This is a genomic window from Nocardioides pacificus, assembly GCF_054775955.1.
In genome coordinates this window covers 1,001,726-1,022,987 of record NZ_BAAHCI010000015.1, presented here as the reverse complement: position 1 = coordinate 1,022,987, position 21,262 = coordinate 1,001,726, and the positions used below count along the sequence as shown (strand labels likewise).

The 21,262-nt window shown below is 71.9% G+C and carries 17 protein-coding genes and 1 tRNA gene; 10 read left to right on the top strand and 8 right to left on the bottom strand.

Features of this window, described 5'->3' with window-relative positions:
• The first annotated feature begins 2 nt into the window (after positions 1 to 2).
• Both ACYU7L_RS23380 and ACYU7L_RS23375 read left to right on the top strand, forming a co-directional pair.
• Complete coding sequence (locus tag ACYU7L_RS23380) at positions 3 to 1,466, top strand: serine/threonine-protein kinase (protein ID WP_460801692.1); 1,464 nt, start codon at positions 3 to 5, stop codon at positions 1,464 to 1,466.
• A gap of 50 nt (positions 1,467 to 1,516) precedes the next feature.
• Entirely contained in the window at positions 1,517 to 4,816 is a 3,300-nt protein-coding gene (locus ACYU7L_RS23375) for a response regulator (protein WP_460801690.1), read from the top strand.
• A gap of 3 nt (positions 4,817 to 4,819) precedes the next feature.
• On the opposite strand, the gene ACYU7L_RS23370 is transcribed toward ACYU7L_RS23375, so the two are convergent.
• Both ACYU7L_RS23370 and ACYU7L_RS23365 read right to left on the bottom strand, forming a co-directional pair.
• Positions 4,820 to 5,362: a TetR/AcrR family transcriptional regulator gene (locus ACYU7L_RS23370; protein WP_460801688.1), complete on the bottom strand. Its 543-nt coding sequence runs from the start codon at positions 5,360 to 5,362 to the stop codon at positions 4,820 to 4,822.
• Between the two features lie 68 nt (positions 5,363 to 5,430).
• Positions 5,431 to 7,251 (bottom strand): N-acyl-D-amino-acid deacylase family protein, encoded by a 1,821-nt coding sequence (locus ACYU7L_RS23365; protein ID WP_460801686.1) that lies wholly within the window; start codon positions 7,249 to 7,251, stop codon positions 5,431 to 5,433.
• 163 nt (positions 7,252 to 7,414) lie between these two features.
• Between ACYU7L_RS23365 and ACYU7L_RS23360 the strand changes: the two genes are divergently transcribed.
• Positions 7,415 to 9,196, top strand: coding sequence for a hypothetical protein (locus tag ACYU7L_RS23360; RefSeq protein ID WP_460801684.1), 1,782 nt, complete (start codon positions 7,415 to 7,417; stop codon positions 9,194 to 9,196).
• Positions 9,197 to 9,229: 33 nt separating this feature from the next.
• Here the strand turns inward: ACYU7L_RS23360 and ACYU7L_RS23355 are convergent, their stop codons facing one another.
• Complete coding sequence (locus ACYU7L_RS23355) at positions 9,230 to 10,291, bottom strand: NAD-dependent epimerase/dehydratase family protein (RefSeq protein ID WP_460801682.1); 1,062 nt, start codon at positions 10,289 to 10,291, stop codon at positions 9,230 to 9,232.
• A 117-nt stretch (positions 10,292 to 10,408) separates the two neighbouring features.
• Between ACYU7L_RS23355 and ACYU7L_RS23350 the strand changes: the two genes are divergently transcribed.
• Entirely contained in the window at positions 10,409 to 11,224 is an 816-nt protein-coding gene (locus tag ACYU7L_RS23350) for a DUF72 domain-containing protein (protein WP_460801680.1), read from the top strand.
• 51 nt (positions 11,225 to 11,275) lie between these two features.
• The gene (locus ACYU7L_RS23345) at positions 11,276 to 12,898 is read left to right on the top strand and encodes a S8 family serine peptidase (RefSeq protein WP_460801678.1); all 1,623 of its coding nucleotides are present in this window, start codon (positions 11,276 to 11,278) and stop codon (positions 12,896 to 12,898) included.
• A gap of 296 nt (positions 12,899 to 13,194) precedes the next feature.
• On the opposite strand, the gene arsM is transcribed toward ACYU7L_RS23345, so the two are convergent.
• The gene (arsM, locus tag ACYU7L_RS23340; RefSeq protein WP_460801675.1) at positions 13,195 to 13,995 is read right to left on the bottom strand and encodes an arsenite methyltransferase; all 801 of its coding nucleotides are present in this window, start codon (positions 13,993 to 13,995) and stop codon (positions 13,195 to 13,197) included.
• A gap of 135 nt (positions 13,996 to 14,130) precedes the next feature.
• Between arsM and ACYU7L_RS23335 the strand changes: the two genes are divergently transcribed.
• Positions 14,131 to 14,204 (top strand) — tRNA-Ile (locus tag ACYU7L_RS23335).
• 71 nt (positions 14,205 to 14,275) lie between these two features.
• On the opposite strand, the gene adhP is transcribed toward ACYU7L_RS23335, so the two are convergent.
• The 3 genes from adhP to ACYU7L_RS23320 all read right to left on the bottom strand — a co-directional run bounded on the left by adhP (position 14,276) and on the right by ACYU7L_RS23320 (position 17,110).
• Entirely contained in the window at positions 14,276 to 15,298 is a 1,023-nt protein-coding gene (gene adhP, locus ACYU7L_RS23330; RefSeq protein ID WP_460801673.1) for an alcohol dehydrogenase AdhP, read from the bottom strand.
• Between the two features lie 162 nt (positions 15,299 to 15,460).
• Positions 15,461 to 16,387: a GDSL-type esterase/lipase family protein gene (locus ACYU7L_RS23325; protein WP_460801753.1), complete on the bottom strand. Its 927-nt coding sequence runs from the start codon at positions 16,385 to 16,387 to the stop codon at positions 15,461 to 15,463.
• A gap of 75 nt (positions 16,388 to 16,462) precedes the next feature.
• The gene (locus ACYU7L_RS23320; protein WP_460801670.1) at positions 16,463 to 17,110 is read right to left on the bottom strand and encodes a matrixin family metalloprotease; all 648 of its coding nucleotides are present in this window, start codon (positions 17,108 to 17,110) and stop codon (positions 16,463 to 16,465) included.
• A gap of 273 nt (positions 17,111 to 17,383) precedes the next feature.
• On the opposite strand from ACYU7L_RS23320, the gene ACYU7L_RS23315 reads away from it, so the two are divergent.
• Both ACYU7L_RS23315 and ACYU7L_RS23310 read left to right on the top strand, forming a co-directional pair.
• Positions 17,384 to 17,770 carry a hypothetical protein gene (locus ACYU7L_RS23315; RefSeq protein ID WP_460801667.1) on the top strand — a complete coding sequence of 129 codons (387 nt, stop codon included), beginning with the start codon at positions 17,384 to 17,386 and terminating at the stop codon, positions 17,768 to 17,770.
• A 112-nt stretch (positions 17,771 to 17,882) separates the two neighbouring features.
• Positions 17,883 to 18,227, top strand: a complete 345-nt coding sequence (locus tag ACYU7L_RS23310; RefSeq protein WP_460801664.1) for a hypothetical protein — start codon at positions 17,883 to 17,885, stop codon at positions 18,225 to 18,227.
• A gap of 25 nt (positions 18,228 to 18,252) precedes the next feature.
• Here the strand turns inward: ACYU7L_RS23310 and ACYU7L_RS23305 are convergent, their stop codons facing one another.
• Positions 18,253 to 19,392: an FAD-dependent monooxygenase gene (locus ACYU7L_RS23305; RefSeq protein WP_460801662.1), complete on the bottom strand. Its 1,140-nt coding sequence runs from the start codon at positions 19,390 to 19,392 to the stop codon at positions 18,253 to 18,255.
• 71 nt (positions 19,393 to 19,463) lie between these two features.
• On the opposite strand from ACYU7L_RS23305, the gene ACYU7L_RS23300 reads away from it, so the two are divergent.
• Both ACYU7L_RS23300 and ACYU7L_RS23295 read left to right on the top strand, forming a co-directional pair.
• The gene (locus ACYU7L_RS23300; protein ID WP_460801659.1) at positions 19,464 to 20,033 is read left to right on the top strand and encodes a TetR/AcrR family transcriptional regulator; all 570 of its coding nucleotides are present in this window, start codon (positions 19,464 to 19,466) and stop codon (positions 20,031 to 20,033) included.
• A gap of 48 nt (positions 20,034 to 20,081) precedes the next feature.
• Positions 20,082 to 21,257: an acyl-CoA dehydrogenase family protein gene (locus ACYU7L_RS23295; protein WP_460801657.1), complete on the top strand. Its 1,176-nt coding sequence runs from the start codon at positions 20,082 to 20,084 to the stop codon at positions 21,255 to 21,257.
• Positions 21,258 to 21,262 lie beyond the last annotated feature (5 nt).

Here is a 21,262-nt window from a genome sequence, read left to right as displayed (position 1 = left end):
CGTTGATCGCAGGCAGGTACACCCTCGAGCGCGAGGTCGGACGCGGCGGCATGGGCGCCGTCTGGCTGGCCCGCGACGAGGTGCTCGGCCGAGCCGTCGCGCTCAAGCGGATCGGCATGGCGCCCGGGGGCGACACCGCGGACCTGGAGCGCGCCGCCCGGGAGGCCCGGCTCGCCGCGATGCTCAACCACCCGCACGTGGTGGCGGTCTTCGACCTGGTGACGGAGGACGACCAGCAGTGGCTGGTGATGGAGTACGTCGAGAGCCTCACGCTGGCCCAGCTCGTCCGGCGTGAGGGACCGCTCTCCCCGGCCAGCGCGGCGCCGCTGCTGCTGCAGGCCGCCGACGCGCTCGCGGCCGCCCACGCCGCAGGGATCGTCCACCGCGACGTGAAGCCCTCGAACATCCTCGTCACCGAGCAGGGTCGGGTGAAGCTCTCCGACTTCGGGATCGCCCGGGCCGAGGCCGACGCCTCCCTCACCCAGACCGGGCTTGTCACCGGCTCCCCCGCCTACCTCGCCCCGGAGGTCGCCTCGGGACAGGTGGCCAGCGACGCGAGCGACGTCTGGTCGCTCGGCGCGACCTGCTTCCACGCCCTCGCCGGCCACCCGCCGTACGACGTGACCGGCAACCTGATGGGTGCGCTCTACCGGATCGTCAACGAGGAGCCGCCCCGACTGTCCGAGGCGGGGCCGTTGGCTCCGCTCCTCGAGGCGACGATGGCCCGCGACCCCGCGGAGCGCTGGTCGATGGCGAAGGTGAAGGAGTTCCTCGCCCACGTCTGCGCCACCCAGAACGTCAGCGTGCCGGCCGGCGTCGTCGCGTCCCCGGCGACTCCCCCGCGGCCCACCGCCGCTGACGACGGGCACACCCTGAGCCAGCCCGCCGTGGTGGACCCGACCCCCTTCCGGCCAACGGCAGCGGCCCTCCCCGTCGCGCCGGCCCCCGACCCGTCCCGACAACGACGACGCTCCTGGCTCGCGCCCCTCGCCGCGGCCGTGGTCCTCGGGCTCGTCGTGCTGGTGGGGTGGCTCGCCCTGACCGGCAACGACGATGACGACCCCGAGCCCGACCGAGCGGCCATCCCCAGCGACACCGCACCCGAGCGTGGCAAGGAGACCGAGAGCAGCTCGGCCCCGTCACCCACCGCCAACGAGCCAGACGCCGCGGAGATGGAGGCCTTCGTCGTCGACTACCTCGCGACGGTGACTGCTGACCCCGAGGTGACCTGGGAGCGACTGACACCTGAGTTCCAGGACGCCAGTGGCGGCTTCGGGTCCTACAGCGGCTTCTGGCGCACCATCGCGGCGGCCGAGGCCACCCAGGTCAGCGCCGACACGGATGCGATGACCGTGACCTACTCGGTCGAGTACACGGAGCAGAACGGCGAGCGGACGAGCGACGAGGTGACCCTCAAACTGGTCCAGCAGGAGGGCGAATACCTCATCGCCCAGGAGCTCGGCTGACCGTCCACGCGATCGGCGTGCCTCGCATAGGGTGTGCGGGGAGGTATCACATGGAGCTCGCGGAGCTGTACCGCGACATCGTCGAGGCGTCACCGGACGGCATCTGGGTGGTGGATCTCGAGGGTCGCACGCAGTACGCCAACGCACAGGTCGCAGCGCTGCTCGGCGTGCCCGCGGGTCAGCAGCAGGCCGTCTCGGTCTTCGACGTGCTCGACCCCGACGGACGCGACGAGCTCGCCTCCCACCTGGCAGCAGACGGCGGCGGGCAGCCACCTGCGGCCGACCTCGAGTGTCGACTGCTGCGCGAGGACGGCACCGTCCTGTGGGTCCTGCTGCGGGAGACTCCCCTGCACGACAGCAGCGGCGCGCACGTCGGCACGCTGCTGCGCCTCACCGAGTACGACGATCGCCGCCGCCTCTTCGAGGAGCTGAGTGCGGCCAGTCAGCAGCTCGCCGAGGCACAGCGGATCGCGCGCTTCGGCAGCTGGGAGTGGGACCTCGAGCACGACGTCGTCCGGGGCTCCGACGGGATCCACGCCCTCTATGGCGTGTCTCCCTCCGCCGAGCTGAGCGCCCTGCCCGACTTCATGGCGCTCGTCCACCCTCAGGACCGAGCCATCGTGGAGACCGCTGTCCTCGCAGCGATCGAGGGATCCGACGACCTGGCCTTCGAGGCGCGCATCCGCAGCCGGGACGGGTGGGTGTGGACCCGAAGCCGCGCCGAGGTCACGCGCGACGACGCGGGCCGCGCGCTGAGCATGTCGGGCACCCACCAGGACATCACCGAGTTCAAGGAGGCCCAGGAGGCCCTCGAAGACATGGTGCGTCAGAACGCGCTGATGCAGGCGGTCGCCGCCGCCGCCAACGAGGCCGCTGACCTGGAGGAGGTGCTGGGCAACGCCCAGACCCTGGTCCTGCTGCACGACGACTGGGAGCGCGGGCAGGCGTTCGTGCCGTCCGAGGACGGCACCGACGTCATCCCGTTCTACCTGCGGGAGGAGGACCGTGCCGCCGACGCGCAGGCCCCGGTGCGGGTCGAGATCGAGCGGCGCGCCGCTCAGCGCGCCCTGCGCGAGCGCAGCGTGGTGTGGGACGACGACCGGCTGACCATCGCCTTCCCGGTGCTGCTCGGCGACGACGTGGTCGCGGTCGTGGCGATGACCTCCTCGCCTCCGCTCTCTCGCCACGAGATGATCCAGTCGATGGTCGAGGAGGTGGCCGTCCAGCTCGCCCGCGTCGCCGAGCGTGACCGCGCCGCTCGAGAGCTGGCCGCGGCGCGCGACCAGGCGATGGAGGCGTCGCGCCAGAAGTCGGAGTTCCTCGCGACGATGAGCCACGAGATCCGCACCCCGCTCAACGGCGTCATCGGCCTCAACGACCTGCTCATGCGCACCCACCTCGACGACCACCAGCACCGGCTGGTCTCGGGCGTCCAGGTCGCTAGCCGGGCGCTGCTCGCCGTGATCAACGACATCCTCGACTTCTCCAAGATCGAGGCGGGCCGTCTCGAGCTCGAGCATCTCGACTTCGACGTGCGGTCGGTCTTCGACCAGGTCGCCAGCGTGATCGCCGAGAGCGCCCGGGCCAAGGGCCTGGAGCTGATGGTGGCGTGCCACCCCGACGTGCCCGAGGTGCTCGCCGGTGACCCGACCCGACTCGCCCAGGTGCTGACCAACCTCGGCTCCAACGCCGTCAAGTTCACCTCCGAGGGTGAGGTCCTGATCCGCGCGACCGCGGAGGCGGAGGACGGCGGCCATCTGCTCCGCGTGGAGGTCAGCGACACCGGGATCGGTGTGGACGACGAGCAGCGGCAGCAGATCTTCGACCCCTTCTCCCAGGCGGACGTGTCCACCACCCGGCGCTTCGGCGGGACCGGGCTGGGTCTGGCGATCGCCCACGAGATCGTCGGGGCCCTGGGCGGCGAGATCGGGGTGGAGAGCAACCCGGGGAAGGGCAGTACGTTCTGGTTCACCGCCCGCTTCGACGACCCCGCCGGCTCGCAGCCCGACCCGCTGGACGAGCGGGCTCGCCACGAGCTCGCCGGTGTGCGCATCCTCGTCGTCGACGACAACGACCACAACCGGATGATCCTGCGCGAGCAGCTGTCCTGGTGGGAGGTGCCTTCGCAGAGTGTGGCGAGCGCCGATGACGCCATCGCCGCGCTCGAGGAGGCCAGGGCGTCCGGCGAGCCCTTCGGCGCCGTCCTCCTCGACATGGCCATGCCCCACCGCGACGGCCTGCACCTGGCCTACGCCGTGCGCCGCGACCCGTCGTACGACGATGTGTCGCTCATCATGCTCACCTCCTCCACCCCGCCGGACGAGACCCGGCTGCAGGAGGCCGGCATCTCGGCGTGTCTCACCAAGCCCGTGCTCGCGTCGTCGCTGCGCGGAGCCCTCCTGCGGGAGCTGGGCGGGCCGCCGCCCGAGGAGGTCATGGAGTCTCCCGCTCTCGAGCCGGGGGTGTCGCGTCGGGTCCTCATCGTCGAGGACAACCCCGTCAACCAGCTCGTCGCCGTCGGCATCCTGGATGCCCTGGGCTACGCGAGCGACACCGTCTCCGACGGACTGGAGGCGCTGGACGCCGTCGCCGCGGTGACCTACGACGCCGTGCTGATGGACGTGCAGATGCCGCGGATGGACGGCTACACCGCCACCCGTCGGATCCGCGAGCGCGAGCTGCCGGGTGCGCGCATCCCCGTCCTGGCGATGACGGCGGCAGCCATCGAGGGCGAACGGGAGCGCTGTCTGGACGCCGGAATGGACGATTTCCTCACCAAGCCGGTGGACCCTGTGGCACTGGGTGCCATGCTTGACCTCTGGGTCTCCGGGGATCCGACTGCGGCGCACGAGAAGGTGGGCGCGGTGGGCACCCCCGAGGCCAGGTCCGGCGCCGGCCCCTCCGCCGCCGGGGCGCACGACCCCACCGACGCGCCTGCCGACGGCAGCGCGACCGAAGCACCCGAGGAGCACCGCTTGCTATCCGGACTCGACCTGGACCGGCTGGACATGCTGCGTGACCTCGATCCCGGCAACACGTCGTACCTCGACCGGGCGATCACGAACTTCGTCAACAACTCCTACGCCGCGCTCGACACGATCCGCACGGCGGTCGCGGCGGGTGATGCCGAGGCGATGCGACAGGCGGCACACAAGCTGCGGGGCAGCGCGATGAACCTCGGCGTGCCGACCGTCGGGGCGCCCGCCCTGGACCTGGAGTCGCTGGGCGACACCGGCAGCACCACCGGAGCCGACGCGATGCTGGTCGTGCTCGAGCAGGAGCTCGAGCGGGGACGGCAGATGGTGCTCGCCTACCAGCGCAGCTACAGCGAGTCCGACGCCAACGCCTGACGCTCAGGGGCGTCCCCACGCGGGCTGACCGGCCAGGACGCGCACCAGGTGCTCCAGGCGCTGGTCCTCCTGCTCGGGATGCGGGCAGAGCACGGCGGTCAGAGCCTCGCCGTCGAGCAGGTGGACCACACCCAGCAGGACGCTGTCCACCTCCGCCTCGGGGATCACGTCGGCGATCGGCAGCGAGCGGCCGAGCGCGAGGATCTCCTCGTGGTAGCGCGCGACCATCGGCGCCAGCTCGGCGCGCAGCTCGGTGTCGGTGCGCGCCGCGACGAGCAGCTCGTACCACGCCGCGTTGACGGGTGCCCGGCATGCCTCGCGCAGCAGCCGCAGGCACTCGGCGACCGTCACCTCGCCCAACCGGGCGAGGCCCGCGCGGAACCCGTCGAACTGACGGGCCCGCACCTCGTCGGCGGCCGCCACGATCAGCGCCGGCCGGGTCGGGAAGTGACGGAACAGCCCGCCTTGCGAGATCCCCGAGCGACGGCTGATCTCCGCGGTGGTCGTGCGCGCGTAGCCCAGCTCGCTCAGCGCCTCCACGGTCACATCGACGAGGGTGGCGATCGTGGTGGCGCGGCGCTCGGCCTGGGTACGGCGGGGAGCGGCCGTGGCGGCTACGTCGCCACCGCCTCGGCTGCGCCCGCGACGGCCGTGCCCACCCGGCGTACCGGCGTGACCGTGCCCCGGGGCTCGTCGGCACGCAGGAAGCGACCCGTCGCGAGCGTGCGACCGTAGCCCTCGATGAACTCGCCCTGACGGAAGACGACCGTGCCCGCGACCACCGTCGCGGCGACGGCGGCGTCGTTGCGGTTGACGATCCGGCTGAGGTTGCCGAACTCCTCGATGGGCGACTCGTGGTAGTCGTCGACGCTGGCGTCGAGACCGGCAGGGTCCACGACCACGATGTCGGCGCGGTCCCCCACCCTGATGCCACCGGCGTCGAGGAGATAGAAGTCCGCGAGCTCACCGGTCAGCTTGTGCACCGCCTCCTCGACGGTGAGGAACGGGTTCGGCTTCTGCTGGGCCTCGTGCACGCGACGCAGCAGCCGGATGCCGAAGTTGTAGAACGCCATGTTGCGCAGGTGGGCACCGGCGTCGGAGAAGCCGATCGTGACGCCGTGGCGCTTGATGAGCTTGTCCATCACCTCGGGGCGGGCGTTGGCGATGTCGGTCTTCCAGCGCAGCCTGGTGCCGTGCTCGACGACGAGGTCGAGGTAGCAGTCGACCGCGTGCAGGCCCCGGTCGCGGGCGACCTCGCCGATGTTGCGGCCGATCAGCGTGGCGTCGGGGCACTCGGTGATCTCGGCGTCGTCGAAGTCGCGGTGCCACACCCGCGGCGAGAACTTCTTGTCGAAGTCCTTGCGGAAGCGCCGCCGGTAGTCCTCCTCGGCGAGCAGCCCGTTGCGCTCCACCTCGTCGCGCAGGTGCAGCGCCTCGCGGCCGGTGCCGAACTCCTCGAAGACCACCAGGTCGATGCCGTCGGCCCAGACCCGGAACGGCGTGGGCAGGTGCTGCCAGACGAACTTGCCCCCACCGACCTTGTTGGCCAGCAGCGCCAGCGGCGCGAAGATGTGGTTGACCCACGGCTCGGCCTTGGTGTCGGCAGCCGCCAGCAGTGAGACCCGCAGCGGCTTGCGCAGGCGTCCCATCGCGGTGGTGACGTAGAAGGCGATGTCGTACTTCTTGTTGAGGTTGGGGACGCCCTGGAGGACCCGACCGCGGCGACGCAGGATCTTGCTGACGCCGCGGAACTCCTTCCAGGTCGCGTACGTCGAGGGCAGCTGCCGGGAGCGGTAGCGGTCGCCGTCGAGCTTGTCCCACGGGTTGGTCATCGTCGACACGCCCAGGAAGCCCGCGTCGAGCGCCTCCTCGATCCGGCGCTCGATCTCGGCGACCTCCGCCGGGGTCGCCCGCTCGTCCGGGTCGGTCGAACGGCCCAGACCCATCACGCTGGCCCGGGCGTCGGAGTGTCCGAGGAACGACGCGACGTTAGGGCCGAGCGCCATCGACTCGATCGCGGAGACCCACTCCTGGGGGGTCGACCAGGTCTTGGTCTCCTCGAGGGCTGCGAGCACATGTGCGCGGGGCAGCGCCTCCACCCGGCTGAAGAGGTCCGCGATGTCCAGGGGGGTGGAGTAGACCGAGGAGATCGAGCAGTTGCCGACCAGCACCGAGGTGACGCCGTGGCGCACCGACTCGTTGAGGCCCGGCGCGACCTGCACCTCGGCGTCGTAGTGCGTGTGGGCGTCGACGAAGCCCGGCATCACCCAGCGGCCCGCGGCGTCGACGACCTCGGTGTCCGGCCCGAGGGGCAGCGGATCCGGGCTGACGGCAGCCACGCGACCGTCGCGGACTCCGACGTCGGCGACCACGCCGGGGGCGCCGTGCCCGTCGAAGTAGGTGCCGCCGCGGATCACCAGGTCGAATGCGCTCATCGTGTGACCTCCATCACTAGGTGTGGCGAACCTAACATGGCGAGCGCCCTCTCGCTATGTGGTGTGGACCTCTCTCCCGGCGTTCTGGTCCGCCAGCGGCCTCGGGCGGGGATCATGAGCGCGACGCGGCATCGGGCCGCGGCAGCGACTAGGAGTCATCACCGTGGCACGACGCCGTCCCCTCTCCCTCCGACTGCGGCGGATCGCCGTCGCCGGCACCGCAGCGGCGGTCGTGGTCACGCCCCTCGCGGCGTTCCTGCCGTCGCATGCGGCCGGCCCCCTCAGCGACTCGGCCGCTGAGGCCGGCTGCCCCACGGTCTTCCCCGAGGAGAGCCTGGTCGACGAGCAGGCCGTCTCCGTGGCCACCGTGACCCGCGGCACGACCATCGAGGAGATCCCGGGGATCTACCTCGGCACCCTCGCTGACGGCATCGCTCCCGGTGTCGACATGATCCTGGTCGAGCTGGACGCCCCGGTGGTGGACAAGGCCGGCATCTGGCAGGGGATGTCCGGCTCCCCTGTCACCGACCCTGCGACGGGCGAGCTGATCGGGGCTGTCTCCTACGCCCTCAGCATGGGACCGTCGAACATCGCCGGGTTGACCCCGGCCGCCGAGATGTACCGGATGCTCGAGACGAGCGAGCCTGCTGAGACCGTCTCGCTCCCCCGCCGGATGGCCACCGACCTCGTCGCCCAGGGCACTGCCACCCGGGCACAGGCCGCGAGCGGACTGTCCCGCCTCCGGATCCCCGTCGGCGTCTCGGGGCTGTCCTCGCCGCGGTTGGCGCAGATCGCTCCCAAGCTGGGTCTGCGCGACGTGTACGCCGCCGGCACCACCTCGGGCGAGGCCATCCCCGTCTCCGCAGGCAGCAACCTGGCTGCCTCGGTGTCCTACGGCCTGATCACGGCCGCCGGCGTGGGGACGGCGACCGCCGTCTGCGGTGACACCGTGCTGGCGTTCGGCCACCCGATGACCTACGGCGGCCCCTCCAGCATGTCGCTGCACGGCGCCCGGGCGATCACGATCCAGAGCGACCCGACCTTCTCCAGCTTCAAGGTCGCCAACATCGGCGCTCCGATCGGCACCATCGACCAGGACCGGATGGCCGGCCTGCGCGGGCACCTGGGCGCCACCCCCGGGGCGGTGCCCGTCACCTCGTCCGCGGTCGAGGGCACCGAGTCCTTCGGCGGCACCACGCACGTCACTGTTCCGGAGATGGTCACCGAGATGGCCCTCACCACGATGGTCGCCGCACAGGATCGCGTGCTCGATCGCAGTGGCAAGGGAGCCGGCGTCGTGACGTGGACGGTCACGGGGCTGCGCCGCAACGGCACGCCGTTCACGCTGACCCGCACGGATCGCTACGCCGACGCCGCCGACATCTCCTCGGCCCCGGCCATGGCGCTCGCCCAGCAGCTGATGGCGATCGTCGAGAACGAGTTCGAGGAGGTCACGATCACCTCCGTGACGACCAGGTCCCGACTGGACGAGCGCTTCGCGTCGTGGCGCCTCGGCCGGGTCGAGCAGCGCATCGCCGGCGTGTGGACACCTCTCGCGACGTCCGGTCCGGTGCGGCTGCGACCTGGGGGCACCAAGGTGGTCCGCGTGAGACTGGCCGCGCGCGACTCCGGCCCCACCTACGTGACGGTGCCGATCACGGCACCCCGTCGTGGTCGCGGTGCCGGCCACGTCACCCTCACCGGCAACTGGGACTCGTGGGGCGACTACTTCGAGGACTTCGAGTTCATGTACCTCGAGGAGATGGAGGAGCGCCCCCAGCCGAGGTCCTTCCCCGCCCTGCTCGAAGACCTCCGCACGGCTCCCCGCAACGACGTGCTCGTCGCGACGTCCAGCTTCATCAACTCCGGGCGGTCCCGGACCCGCACGGTGTCGCTCGACCGCGTGGTGCAGGGCAGCAAGCGGATCCGCGTGGTCGTGCGCTGAGCCCAGAACGCCGGGGCGCGCCGACCGCGAAGGTCACGGGCGGCGTCGGCTGCTGACCGGCCCGTCGCGGAAGGTCTGGGCCAGGCCCCGGCGCACGGTGCGCCGCCGGAGCACCGGCGTGTCGTCGGAATCGGCGCCGCGCATGCCGGCGACCGTCTCCGCAAGCACCGCCTCGGCGTCCTGGGCGGGCCGCCAGCCGAGCTCGCGCGCGGCCCGGCCCGAGTCCAGCACCGGGACCGAGAAGGCGAGGTCCACCCAGCCGGGGTCGACCTGCTGGAGCCGCGCGTGCCAGGTCAGCGACGCCGCCGTCCGCACGACGGGAGCGGGCACGTGCACGGGCCGCGCACCCAGGACCCGCCCGATGTCCCCCGGGGTGAGCGTCCCCGCACTGAGGTTGAACGCGCCCGGCGCCCGCGCCTCGAGGACGCGGGCGAAGGCGTCGGCGACGTCGTCCGCGTGCACCATGGGCACCGCCAGGCGCCGGTCGAGCGGCAGCACCGGCAGCAGGTCGATCACCTTCGCCGGCAGCGGGGCAGGGAGCCCGTAGCGCAGCAGGGCGCTCCCGGCCTGGCGCTGACCCACGATGCCGGGGCGCATCCGGGTCACGACGCGCCGCGGGTAGGCCTGCTCGTGGGTGTCGAGCAGTCGCTCGGCAGCGGCCTTGTGCCGGCTGTAGGGGGACCCGGGGATCCCCTCGGTCGGCCAGCTCTCGTCCACCGGGACCTCGTCCACCTTCGGCGAGTAGGCACCCACCGACGACATGTGCACCAGATGGGGGACGTCCGCCGCAGCCACCGCGTCCAGCACGCGCCGGGTGCCGCCCACCCCGAGCTCCTCGAGATGGGCCAGGTCGTGGGAGGGCTGGAAGCCCCACGCCAGGTGGACGACCGCGTCCGCCCCCGTGAAGGCCTGCCTGAGCGGCGCGGCACAGGACTCCTCGGTGAGGTCGGCGCTGACCCAGCTCACCCGGTCGTACGGCGCGCCGGCGTCCGGCAGGCGTCGTACCACTCCGGTGATGTCGTGCCCGTCGGCGGTGAGCCGGCGCAGCAGGGCGGTGCCGACGTTGCCGCTGGCTCCGGTGATGACGATGCGCACAGGTGCCCCCGGGGGTGTGAGGTGGGCGGACGGACGTGAGGACCGGTGCCCTCAGCGCGTCGCTTCACACGGGGCTTCTCGGCCCGCCCTGACCGACGACGTCTAGTCTCGGCAGGCATGGCACGGATCCGCGTCGGCATCTCGGGCTGGACCTACGCCGGGTGGCGGGGCGCCTTCTACCCGCCCGGCCTGGTGCAGCGTCGGGAGCTCGCCTACGCCTCCGAGCGGATGGGCTCGATCGAGATCAACGGCTCCTTCTACTCGCTGCAGCGAGCCTCGTCGTACGTGTCGTGGCGTGAGCAGACGCCGGACGACTTCGTCTTCGCGGTGAAGGGCGGGCGCTACATCACCCACATGCTGAAGCTGCGCGGCGTCGAGACGGCGCTCGCCAACTTCTTCGCCTCGGGGGTCCTCGCGCTGGGGCCGAAGCTGGGCCCGGTGCTGTGGCAGCTGCCCGCCAACCTGTCCTTCGACGCGGAGCGGGTCGCTGCCTTCTTCGCCCAGCTCCCGCGTACGACGGGCGAGGCGGCCGCGCTCGCCCGCGAGCACGACGCCAAGGTCCCCGACGACCGGGCGTGGACGACCACCGAGTCCGACCGGCCGATCCGGCACGCGCTGGAGTTCCGCAGCGAGTCGTTCTGCACCGAGGAGGCGTTCGCGCTGCTGCACGAGCACGACATCGCCTGTGTCGTCGCCGACACCGCCGGCCGGTTCCCGATGCCCGACGTGGCGAGCGGGGACTTCACCTATGTCCGCCTGCACGGGGACACCGAGCTCTACACCAGTGGCTACAGCGCCCGGGCGCTGGAGGGCTGGGCCGAGCGGTGTCGCGACTGGGCGACGGCCGGCCGCGACGTCTACGTCTACTTCGACAACGACGCCAAGGGCTTCGCTCCTCACGACGCGATGGCGCTGATGGAGCTGCTGGGCTGAGTCCGCGGCGCGCTCCTCAAGAACGGCGCCTGGGCGACCGAAGAGTCCGACATGACGTTCTCCGCCCGCATCCTCGCCGGATCGCTGGTGGCAGCATTGGCGCTCCCCGTTCCACCGGTGAGCGCGAGCGAGCCGGCGGGTGCCGGCATCGGCCGCGACGCCGCACCCGACCGGGCCGTCCTGGACCCGGACGGCGCCCAGCGCTATCTCGTGCGCTACGCCGGTGGGACCGACATGCGGGCCGAAACCGAGGAGATGCGCACCGACGGCGTCGCAGTGCGCCGCACCTTCTCCCGGGCCGTGCGGGCCGCTGTCGTGAGCGCGACCCCCACGGAGGCGGCCGCCCTCGCCGACTCCCCCGAGGTCCTCGCGGTGGAGCTGGACACCCGGGTGCAGGCGAGCGAGACCCAGGACCGGCCTCCGTGGGGGCTGGACCGCATCGACCAGCGCACGCGGCCCCTGTCGTCGTCGTACACCTCGAGCGCGCAGGGCGCCGGGGTGGACGTCTATGTCGTGGACACCGGCGTCTACGCGGGTCACACCGAGTTCGGCGGACGGGTGGCCCCGGGCTGGACCCGCGTGTCGGACGGCCTCGGCACCGGGGACTGCGACGGTCACGGCACCCACGTCGCGGGAACGATCGCCGGCAGCACCTACGGCGTCGCGAAGCGGGCCCGGATCATCCCCGTCCGCGCACTCGACTGCGACGGTGGAGCCTGGACCTCCGACATCGTCGCCGGACTCAACTGGATCGCCGGCCACCACGCCGCAGGCAAGCCGGCCGTCGTCAACCTCAGCCTCGGCGGCCCCACGAACTCGACGCTCGACGCCGCACTGCGAGCGGTGATCAATGAGGGCGTCGTGGCAGCCGTGTCCGCCGGCAACGAGGCCGTCGATGCCTGCTCGGCCTCCCCCGCCCGCGTGTCGGCGGCGCTCACCGTCGCCGCCACCAACACCTACGACCAGCAGGCGTCGTTCAGCAACCACGGCAGCTGCGTCGACATGTATGCCCCCGGCGTCGGCATCAAGTCGGCCTGGTACACCTACCCCACTGCCAGCAGGTCGCTCCAGGGGACGTCGATGGCAGCGCCCCACGTGGCCGGGGCGGCCGCCGTCCTGCTCTCGCGCCCCTCCGCTCCGACCGCGTCCCAGGTCACCGGCCAACTGATCGCCGACAGCACCCCCGGGATCGTCTCGTGGGTGACGGGCCGGACCCCGAACCGGCTGGTCTACATCGACCCCGCTCCTGCCGACGCAACGGACCCGACCCCGGGACAGGAGCCGGCTCAGGAGCCTGCTCCCGCCCCGGAGCCGGCCCCGGAGACCGACCCGGCGCTGGATCCAGTGGCTCAGCCGCTGCCCGCGCCCGCCCCCTCCCCTGTCCTCGCGAAGCCCTCAACGGCCACGGCCGTCGCCGGATCCGCTCGGCGTCGCGCCATCCGGCTCACCTGGGTCCCCGGCGTGTCGGCGGGAACTCCTCTCACGGGCCAGAGCATCCGGGTGTACGCCGGACGACGGCTGGTGCGGACCCTGACGGTGTTCCCCGGGCAGCGGGCCCACACGGTGAGGAAGCTGCGCCCGACGCTGCGCTATCGCTTCAGCGTGGTCGCCCGCAACCGCATCGGCTCGAGCGGTGAGTCACTCCGGTCGCGCGCCGTACGTCCACGGCGCTGACGCCGGGTCGGGGCAGGCAGATGCCACCGTGACATGCTCGTGACCTTAGACCCTAGAGGGCCGTCGGGGATGCCGATTGACTGAAGGTGGCTTCGGGAGCCCCGGTCTCACGCAGACTGGCCCTCCCGAAGCCCCCTTACTACCCGGGCCCGAGATTTTGCCGAGTCCGACAAGCTCACCGCCGCCGGAACGGGCCCGCGAAATGGCCCCGGTGGCACAATGGATGTGAGGCCCTGGGCCGCCCGTTTTTCGTCCCCCGTGGACGGGCTGTCCGGGGTCTCGCCCTGCCTGGGGCCTCAGGAGCGCGTGGCGCGGATGATCGCCCCGTGCAGACCGGGGGCGACCTCGTGGGTGAAGGTGACCTCCGCGTCGACGAAGCCTGCCTCAGCAAGTCCGGTGAGGTACTCGGTGCGGGAGAGCGCACCTGCGATGCAGCCCACGTAGGACCCTCGCTCGGCACGGTCCGCGGGCGTGAGGTGGTCCTCGGCCACCACATCGGAGATGCCGATCCGTCCGCCCGGGGAGAGCACCCGGTGCATCTCGCGCAGCACCGCGGCCTTGTCGGTCGACAGGTTGATCACGCAGTTGGAGATCACCACGTCCACTGCTGCGTCAGGCAGTGGCACATCCTCGATGTAGCCCTTCACGAACTCCACGTTCGTCACTCCGGCCTTCGCCGTGTTGGCGCGGGCCAGCTCGAGCATCTCGTCGGTCATGTCGAGTCCGTAGGCGAACCCGCTCTCCCCGACCCGCCGCGCCGAGAGGAGCACGTCGATCCCGCCACCCGAACCGAGGTCGAGGACCCGCTCCCCCGCGCGCAGCTCGGCCACCATCATCGGGTTCCCGCAGCCCAGACTGGCCGCCACGGCCTCGACCGGGAGGTCGTCGCGATCAGCGTCGGCGTAGAGCGCGGCTCCGAACGCGGGGCCGACCTCGATCTCCTCGGTGCAGCAGGAGTCACCGGCAACCTCCTGCGCTCGAGCGCAGCACTGGTCGGAGTCCACCACCTCCAGGGCGCTGCGTCCCCCGCTGCCCGACACCGCAGTCGCCGCCTCGGCGTAGCGGGCTCGAACCTCTTCGCGCACGTCGTCGCTCATGACACTCCTCAATATCGATGGATATCTATGTCACGAGTGTGGCACCACGAGGGTGCATCCGCCAAGAGCGTGCTCCGGTAGGCTCCGGGCGCGGACCCGGCAAGCCTGGTCCGTCCGGGGCGCAGAGCTCCGAGCGGGGCGGTAGCTCAGTCGGTTAGAGCAGAGGACTCATAATCCTTGGGTCGTGGGTTCGAGCCCCACCCGCCCTACTGGGACCTAGGCGACTGGGAAGCACGGGTGTGCGGACCTGCCCCGACCCCGCCCTGATCCTGGCGCCCCCTCAGTCGCCGAACTCGAAGACCAGCCTGGCCCGGGCGCGCCCGGTGAGCACCTCGTCGATGGAGGCGTTGACGTCGTCGAGCTTGCGGGGCTCCGCCACCACACGCGTCCGACCTCGGGCGTGCAGCTCGAAGACCTCGGCCAGGTCCTGGCGCGTCCCGACGATGGAGCCGATGATCGAGATGCCGCTGAGCACGGTGGGGAAGATCGGGATGGCCATCGGGCCCTCATCCTCCGGAGGCAGCCCGACGCAGACGAGACGGCCGCCGCGACGCAGGGCCAGGAAGGCCTGCTCGAAGACGATGGGTGACGGGGCCAGGACGATCGCGACATCGGCACCGCCGAGATCGGTGATGGCGGCGACCGGGTCGACGCTGTGCGCGTCGACGACGTGGTCCGACCCCAGCTCGGTGGCGAGCTGCAGCTTCGCGCCGTCGACGTCGACGGCGATCACCGTGCCGCCGACCAGCCGGGCGTACTGCACCGCGAGGTGGCCCAGCCCGCCAATGCCGAACACGGCCACGCGCTCACTGGGCCGGACATGGGCGACCTTGACCGCCTTGTAGGTCGTGACGCCCGCGCAGGTCAGCGGAGCAGCGTCGAACGCGGTCACGCCGTCGGGCACGGGAACCACGTGACCAGCGTCGGCCACGACGTACTCCGCGAAGCCGCCGTCGACCGAGTAGCCGGTGTTGCGCTGCTCAAGACACAGCGTCTCCCAGCCCGTGACGCAGTAGTCACAGTGACCGCAGGCGTAGCCGAGCCAGGGGATGGCCACGCGATCCCCCTCGTCGACCTCCGTGACGCCTTCGCCGAGGATCTCGACGCGCCCCACGCCCTCGTGACCCGGGACGAGCGGCAGGGTCGGCTTGACCGGCCAGTCGCCGTGGGCGGCGTGGATGTCGGTGTGGCACAGGCCGCTCGCCTCGATACGGACGAGCACCTGACCGGGACCGGGGGCAGGGACCGGCCGATCCTCCACGACGAGTGGCTCGGTGAAACTGGTGACGACTGCGGCCTTCATGATCGACCTTTCGACTGCTCGATGTAGGGGCGGAGGACGAGGGACCCGAGACCGTCGCGACCGGTCTCACGCATCTCGCACTCGAGAGAGTCGCGCCCTCTCCTGCACGCCTACGCTCCCCGGCGTGACGACACCAGAGGAGAAGGACCCGACACGTCGACGTCAGCCGTGCGGCCGGGCGCTGACCACCGCCGACCGGACGTCCTGCGAGACCAGGCGCCCCTTGGCCGGCTGGGTCCGGAAGTCGTAGAGGTGTCCGGCCGTCAGGTCGTCGGCGACCCAGGTCCCGCTGGACGTGCTGCCCAGGCGGCACCACCCCGCCCGCCGCGTCGCGTCGCGCTGCCAGACGACCTCGCGATCGACCCCCGGGGCACTGCGCAGCCGCAGGGTGACCCGACGCTCGCCGGCGATCGCCGCCAGCGAGCCCGCCGTCCGCGGGCCCAGCCTCGGGAGCCGCAGCGGGCGTGGGTGAGGAGTCCCGACCCCCAGCCCGGCGAGCGCATCGGCGACGGCGGCAGCCAGCTTGACCTCGCCCCCGGCGTGGGGGTGCGTGCCGTCCCAGGTGTCGTCCTGCGTGAAGCCCGCGGAGGTGTGGGCGATCGTCACCGGCGACCGCTCCGAGGCGAGCGTCGTCACCAGCTCCGGCAGCAGCTCGGCGAGCTCCCGCTCGGGCGCGCGGTCGCTGTGGGGCGGCTCGGCCAGCACGAAGCCGGCCTCGGGGGTCGCCGCCCGTGCCTGCGTCACCAGCCGACGCAGGTCCTCGATCACCCCGGGCGGCCGCGAGAGGAAGAGCAGGTCGTTCGTGCCGAGCAGCACGACGACGATGTCGGGTCGGTGGGCCGCAGCGACCTCTGCCATCCGAGCGGGCACGTCACGCAGGGCCTGTCCCCACTGAGCATGGTGGCTGCGGGAGAAGTCCGGATCGTTGTAGGCGCTGCTGCCATGGCGGTTGCGGACGTTGTCGAACAGGTCCGAGCGCGGCCCCACCAGGTCGAAGTCGACCCCCGCCCGACGCAGGTGCCGATCCAGCCGGTAGCGCCAGGTCCAGTCGCCCGCCGAGCCGATGGTCAACGAGTCGCCCACGAGCATGATCCGCACGCTGGCACCGTATCCAGCACCACGAGCGCGATGCCCGCCGGCCGCACCCGCACAGGGAGGCAGCTGCTAGAAGCAGCCTTGCCCGGCCCCCACCTCGGCGAGGCCGGCCAGGTCACCGGCGCCGAAGCGCGCGGGTGCTCGCTGCAGCGTGGGGTGGAGCGTCTGGGACCGGTCGTTGACGTGGTCGAGCCCCACGACGTGACCGATCTCGTGCAGCAGCAGCTGTCCACGCGACTGCACCTTGCGCAGCGGGAAGCCGGGGACTCCCCGCCAGGTGGTGTCGAGCACCACGTAGCCGTTGACGATGCGGTTCCACGACCCACCGGTCGATTGCCACTGGGTCCCCGCATAGCCGATCGTGCTGCCGGCGAGCACAGGCACCACCGTGGGGCGGGCCCAGGCCACGGACACGTCAGCAGTCGGGTCGAACCCCGTGTTGCCGCCCCGTCGCGGGACATGGCTGGTCCGGCCCAGATAGCGGAAGCGCAGACCGGAGGCGGCAGAGACCATCCTGAAGGCCCGCCGGACGTCCGCGACACCGCCCACCGGCGCCAGCCGACGGTTGACCCGATAGGTGATGACCTGGCAGGGATCCCAGCGCGAGTGGCTCTCGAGGAGCCGGTACGACGCGGCGCCCCCTCGTCGGGCGAAGGTCGACCACCGGGTCGGCGCCCGGTCCTGCAGAGTGGTCTCGCGACCGCGCTCCGTGCTCATCGAGCTGTCGGATGCCGTGTGGCTCACGAGCGCACCGGCGCCGCTCGAGGCGGTCGAAACCCCCACCTGAGGCGCCGCGATGAGGGCGGCCGTCGCCACGATCACACCGACGGCGCTTCGTCTCCTGGACACGCCCTCATATCGGCGCGGTATCCGTGCTTCTGAAGCCGGGGGTGGGCCGGCAAGGCCTCACCTCGCGTGGACTTTCGCCTCTGGCGTCCCCCCGGCCGCCTGCGCAATGTGGGGAGCGTGAGTAGGAAGGAGGTGAAGACAATGAGGCTCAAGACGAAGGACCTCGTCGCGACCGTCCTCGTGGTCGCCGTCGCCGTGCCCTACGTCGGCTTCCTGATCAGCGGCGAGATGCCGTTCGTCCAGGACGAGCGCGGCATGGCCGCCATCGGACTGGTGCTGGGCGTCGTCGCCTACCTGGTGATGGAGCGCGGTGACACCGTCGACCGCGCGGACAAGATGGAGATCGCGCTCGCCGTGGCATCACTGGCCCTGGGGGCGGCAGCTCTCGCACTGGCCGAGACGGCCGCTGCGGAGGTGCTGCTGGCCTGCTTCATGGGCTCGATCCTCGTGGTGTGGGCCGTCAAGGTGATGGACCACGCCGGGGCGCTGCCCATCGCCGGGCACCACCACACGATCGGCCACGCCTGAGCGGCCGATCCACCCGTGCCGGACGGGGCCCCTCGCGGACCCGCCCGGCACCTCCAGGCGCCGTTTCGGGCGCCACGCCGCCCCGGCTCTCCCGACACATCAGGACATGCACATGAGCAGCGAGCAGGCCCTCGAAGTCCACCTCGAAGAGCTGGGCGAGCACTCCTGGCTCCGGGCCCTGGCCAACACCCTGAGTGGTTCCTTCGGCAGCGCACAGTGTCGATTCGTCGCGCGCCCTCCTGGCACACGACACAGGGCCAGCGACCACGAGTTCACCGGCGCGACCTTCCCGGTCATGAGGCTCCAGGATCTCGACGACCTGCACCGACCCAATGCCTGGATCGAGACGGCACAGGAGTGCCTCGACGTGCTCGACCGAGAGCTGCGGGCCGACGGCTGGCGACGGGCCGAGGACAACGGGGCGCACTGGTGGTCCCGGACCTACGTGTCCAGCTGACCAGCCGGCCTCTCCGACACCACGCTCATCGAGGTGGCTGCCAGGCGGCGACGCGGGCAGCGGCGCTGAGAGCGACTCGCGCGGGTGTCAGTGCCACGGCCGCGTTGCGGACACCGGCGAGGACGGGATGCTGAAGCTGCGCCACGTGTCCGACCTGCCGCGAGCGACGAGCCAGGGCGAGGACCCGCGGGACACGAGCGTGACTGTAGCGAGCGAGAGCCTGCTCTCTCGAGGGCTCGACGCTGAGCCAGTGCGCCAGCTCCACGGCATCCTCCAGCGCCATCCCGGCCCCCTGGCCCAGGTTCGGCTCCATCGCATGCCCGGAGTCGCCCACGAGCACCACCGCAGGCGTCCCGGCGCGGTGCAGGATGGCTGGAACGCCGATGTCGTGGACGTCGTGCCGCAGCACCGCCTGGCCGGTCAACGCTTCCAGCAGCTGCGGGATGGGCTCGTGCCAGCGTCCGAACCTCGTGCGCAGCTCCGCCACCTCGTCCTCGACGCGAGTGCCGGCGGGCATCCGGGCGGTGGCGTAGAGATAGAGCCGTCCCCCACCGACCGGCACGATCCCGAAGCGCTCGCCGCGCCCCCACGTCTCCGTGGCGACCACGTCCGCCGACGTTGCCCCGGCCCCGGCCTCCACCCCCGGGACGAGAGCCCGCCAGGCCGTGTAGCCGGCGTAGCGCAACGGCGTTGCGGGCCACCACTCCCGGCGGACGGCGGAGTGGATGCCGTCCGCGCCGACGACGAGGTCCGCCTCCAGCGACGCCGGGTCCTGCACCGGACAGCCCACCCGGATCCGCTCGCGGCCGAGCGCGTCCGCCAGCGCCGTGACCAGCTGAGCGCGCACGACGCCCACCGTCGGCGCCCTCTCGGGAGAGGCGATCGGCTCGGACGTCACCCGGGAGAGCCAACGGCCGCCGGGAGCGCGCAGTGCGGTCCCCTGCAGCGCCTGCGCCCCGGCCAGCACCTCCTGACCGACTCCCAGTGTCAGCAGCGCCCGCACCGCGTTGGGGCCGAGCGCGATGCCTGCACCTGCGTCGCCGATCGTCGCCGTCTGCTCGAGCACCTCCACCTCCCACCCCGCCCGAGAGAGCGCCAGGGCCGAGGCGAGGCCGCCGACTCCGGCGCCGACGACGCTGGCCCTGGGACGGTCGATCGAGGTCATGCCCGGACTCTACAGACGTAGAGACCCCATGCAAACTCTACGTCGGTAGAGGATGGCGCTACGGTGCTCCCATGACCCCCGACCGCCGTACGACGATCGCCGGTGCCGCGCTCCAGGTGCTGGCGAGCGACGGCGCACGGGGACTCACACACCGAGCGGTCGACACTGCAGCCGGTCTCCCGGCCGGGTCGACGTCCTACTACTTCCGCTCGCGCAGCGCACTGCTCGAGGCCTGCGTGACCGGGCTCCTCGACCAGAGCCTGGAGGACGTCTCCCTCCTCGAGGACGTCTTGCGCGCCGGGGACACCGCGTCGCTGGCCCGGGCACTGGGCGACGTGCTTCACCGGTGGCTGACCGACCACCGCGATCGACACCTTGCTCGCTTCGAGCTCTCGCTCGAGGCAGTACGACGCCCCGAGCTCGCCCAGGCCCTGTACCAGGGCGGCACGGCCATCCGGGGGCGCATCGCCTCCGTGCTCGCCGATCTGGGGGCCGAGGATCCCGAGGAGCAGGCAGGCTGGCTGGTGGCCTGCACGGACGGGGTCCTGTTCGACCGCATCGCGGGGGCCAACGCGCGGGGCACGGTGAACCGAGCCGAGCTGCACCGGCTCGCGGAGCACCTCGTGCGGGGCATCGTCTGACGCCGGTCCTGTGGACAGGCGACGATCACCCGACGGATAGTCGTCGCCATGTATACCGGCAACCCCGAAGTCCCCGACGACGTCTTCACCGACGTCCTGCACCAGGTCACCGACTTCGTCCGCAACCGCGTCGTCCCGCGCGAGCTGGAGATCATGTCCACCGACGCGATCCCCGACGACCTGCGCCGACAGGCCGGCGAGATGGGACTCTTCGGCTACGCGATCCCCGAGCGGTGGGGCGGCCTGGGGCTGGATCTGGTCCAGGACGTCGAGATCGCGATGGCGCTGGGCTACACCTCGCTCGCGTTCCGGTCCATGTTCGGCACCAACAACGGGATCGCCGGCCAGGTGCTCGTCGGCTTCGGCACCGAGGAGCAGCAGGAGCAGTGGTTGCCTCGGATCGCGTCGGGCGAGGTGGTCGCCTCCTTCGCGCTCACCGAGGTCGGCGCGGGGTCCAACCCGGCCGGCCTGCGCACGACCGCCACCCCCGAGGGTGACGGGTGGGTGATCGACGGGTCGAAGCAGTTCATCACCAACGCTCCGACGGCCGCCCTGTTCGTCGTCTTCGCGCGCACGGCACCGGCCTCGGAGACCAGCACCGGCATCGCGGTCTTCCTCGTCCCCGCAGACACGCCCGGGGTCGAGGTCGGCGTCACGGACGCCAAGATGGGTCAGGAAGGCTCACGCACCGCCGAGGTCAGCCTCGCCGGGGTCCGCGTCGGCCCGGAGGCGCTCGTCGGCGGAGACGGTGACGTGGGCTACCGCGCCGCGATGACCTCCTTGGCACGAGGGCGGATCCACATCGCCGCACTCGCCGTCGGCTGTGCCCAGCGTGCCCTCGACGAGTCCGTCGCCCACGCGGTGACGGCCACCCAGGGCGGCACCCCGATCGGGGACTTCCAGCTGGTCCAGGCCATGCTCGCCGATCAGCAGACCGGCGTGCTCGCCGGCCGGTCGATGGCCCGTGAGGCCGCGCGGCTCTATGTGACCGGCGAGGACCGCCGCATCGCCCCCTCGGCCGCCAAGCTCTTCTGCACGGAGATGGCCGGCAAGGCCGCCGATCTCGCGGTGCAGGTGCACGGTGGATCCGGCTACATGCGGGAGGTCCCGGTCGAGCGGCTCTACCGCGACGTTCGCCTGCTGCGGCTCTACGAGGGCACCAGCGAGATCCAGCGCCTGATCATCGGCGGCGGGCTGGTGCGGGCCGCCCGGAAGGGATCGTGACAGCC

What these genes read in the sequence shown, in the direction of transcription:
- ACYU7L_RS23365 (WP_460801686.1), bottom strand. Translation starts at nt 7,251, where the DNA reads ATGAGCGCATTCGACCTGGTGATCCGCGGCGGCACCTACTTCGACGGG.
- ACYU7L_RS23315 (WP_460801667.1), top strand. Translation starts at nt 17,384, where the DNA reads ATGAGGCTCAAGACGAAGGACCTCGTCGCGACCGTCCTCGTGGTCGCC.
- ACYU7L_RS23295 (WP_460801657.1), top strand. Translation starts at nt 20,082, where the DNA reads ATGTATACCGGCAACCCCGAAGTCCCCGACGACGTCTTCACCGACGTC.
- ACYU7L_RS23305 (WP_460801662.1), bottom strand. Translation starts at nt 19,392, where the DNA reads ATGACCTCGATCGACCGTCCCAGGGCCAGCGTCGTCGGCGCCGGAGTC.
- ACYU7L_RS23345 (WP_460801678.1), top strand. Translation starts at nt 11,276, where the DNA reads ATGACGTTCTCCGCCCGCATCCTCGCCGGATCGCTGGTGGCAGCATTG.
- adhP (WP_460801673.1), bottom strand. Translation starts at nt 15,298, where the DNA reads ATGAAGGCCGCAGTCGTCACCAGTTTCACCGAGCCACTCGTCGTGGAG.
- ACYU7L_RS23310 (WP_460801664.1), top strand. Translation starts at nt 17,883, where the DNA reads ATGAGCAGCGAGCAGGCCCTCGAAGTCCACCTCGAAGAGCTGGGCGAG.
- ACYU7L_RS23350 (WP_460801680.1), top strand. Translation starts at nt 10,409, where the DNA reads ATGGCACGGATCCGCGTCGGCATCTCGGGCTGGACCTACGCCGGGTGG.
- ACYU7L_RS23320 (WP_460801670.1), bottom strand. Translation starts at nt 17,110, where the DNA reads ATGAGCACGGAGCGCGGTCGCGAGACCACTCTGCAGGACCGGGCGCCG.
- ACYU7L_RS23300 (WP_460801659.1), top strand. Translation starts at nt 19,464, where the DNA reads ATGACCCCCGACCGCCGTACGACGATCGCCGGTGCCGCGCTCCAGGTG.
- ACYU7L_RS23325 (WP_460801753.1), bottom strand. Translation starts at nt 16,387, where the DNA reads ATGCTCGTGGGCGACTCGTTGACCATCGGCTCGGCGGGCGACTGGACC.
- arsM (WP_460801675.1), bottom strand. Translation starts at nt 13,995, where the DNA reads ATGAGCGACGACGTGCGCGAAGAGGTTCGAGCCCGCTACGCCGAGGCG.
- ACYU7L_RS23375 (WP_460801690.1), top strand. Translation starts at nt 1,517, where the DNA reads ATGGAGCTCGCGGAGCTGTACCGCGACATCGTCGAGGCGTCACCGGAC.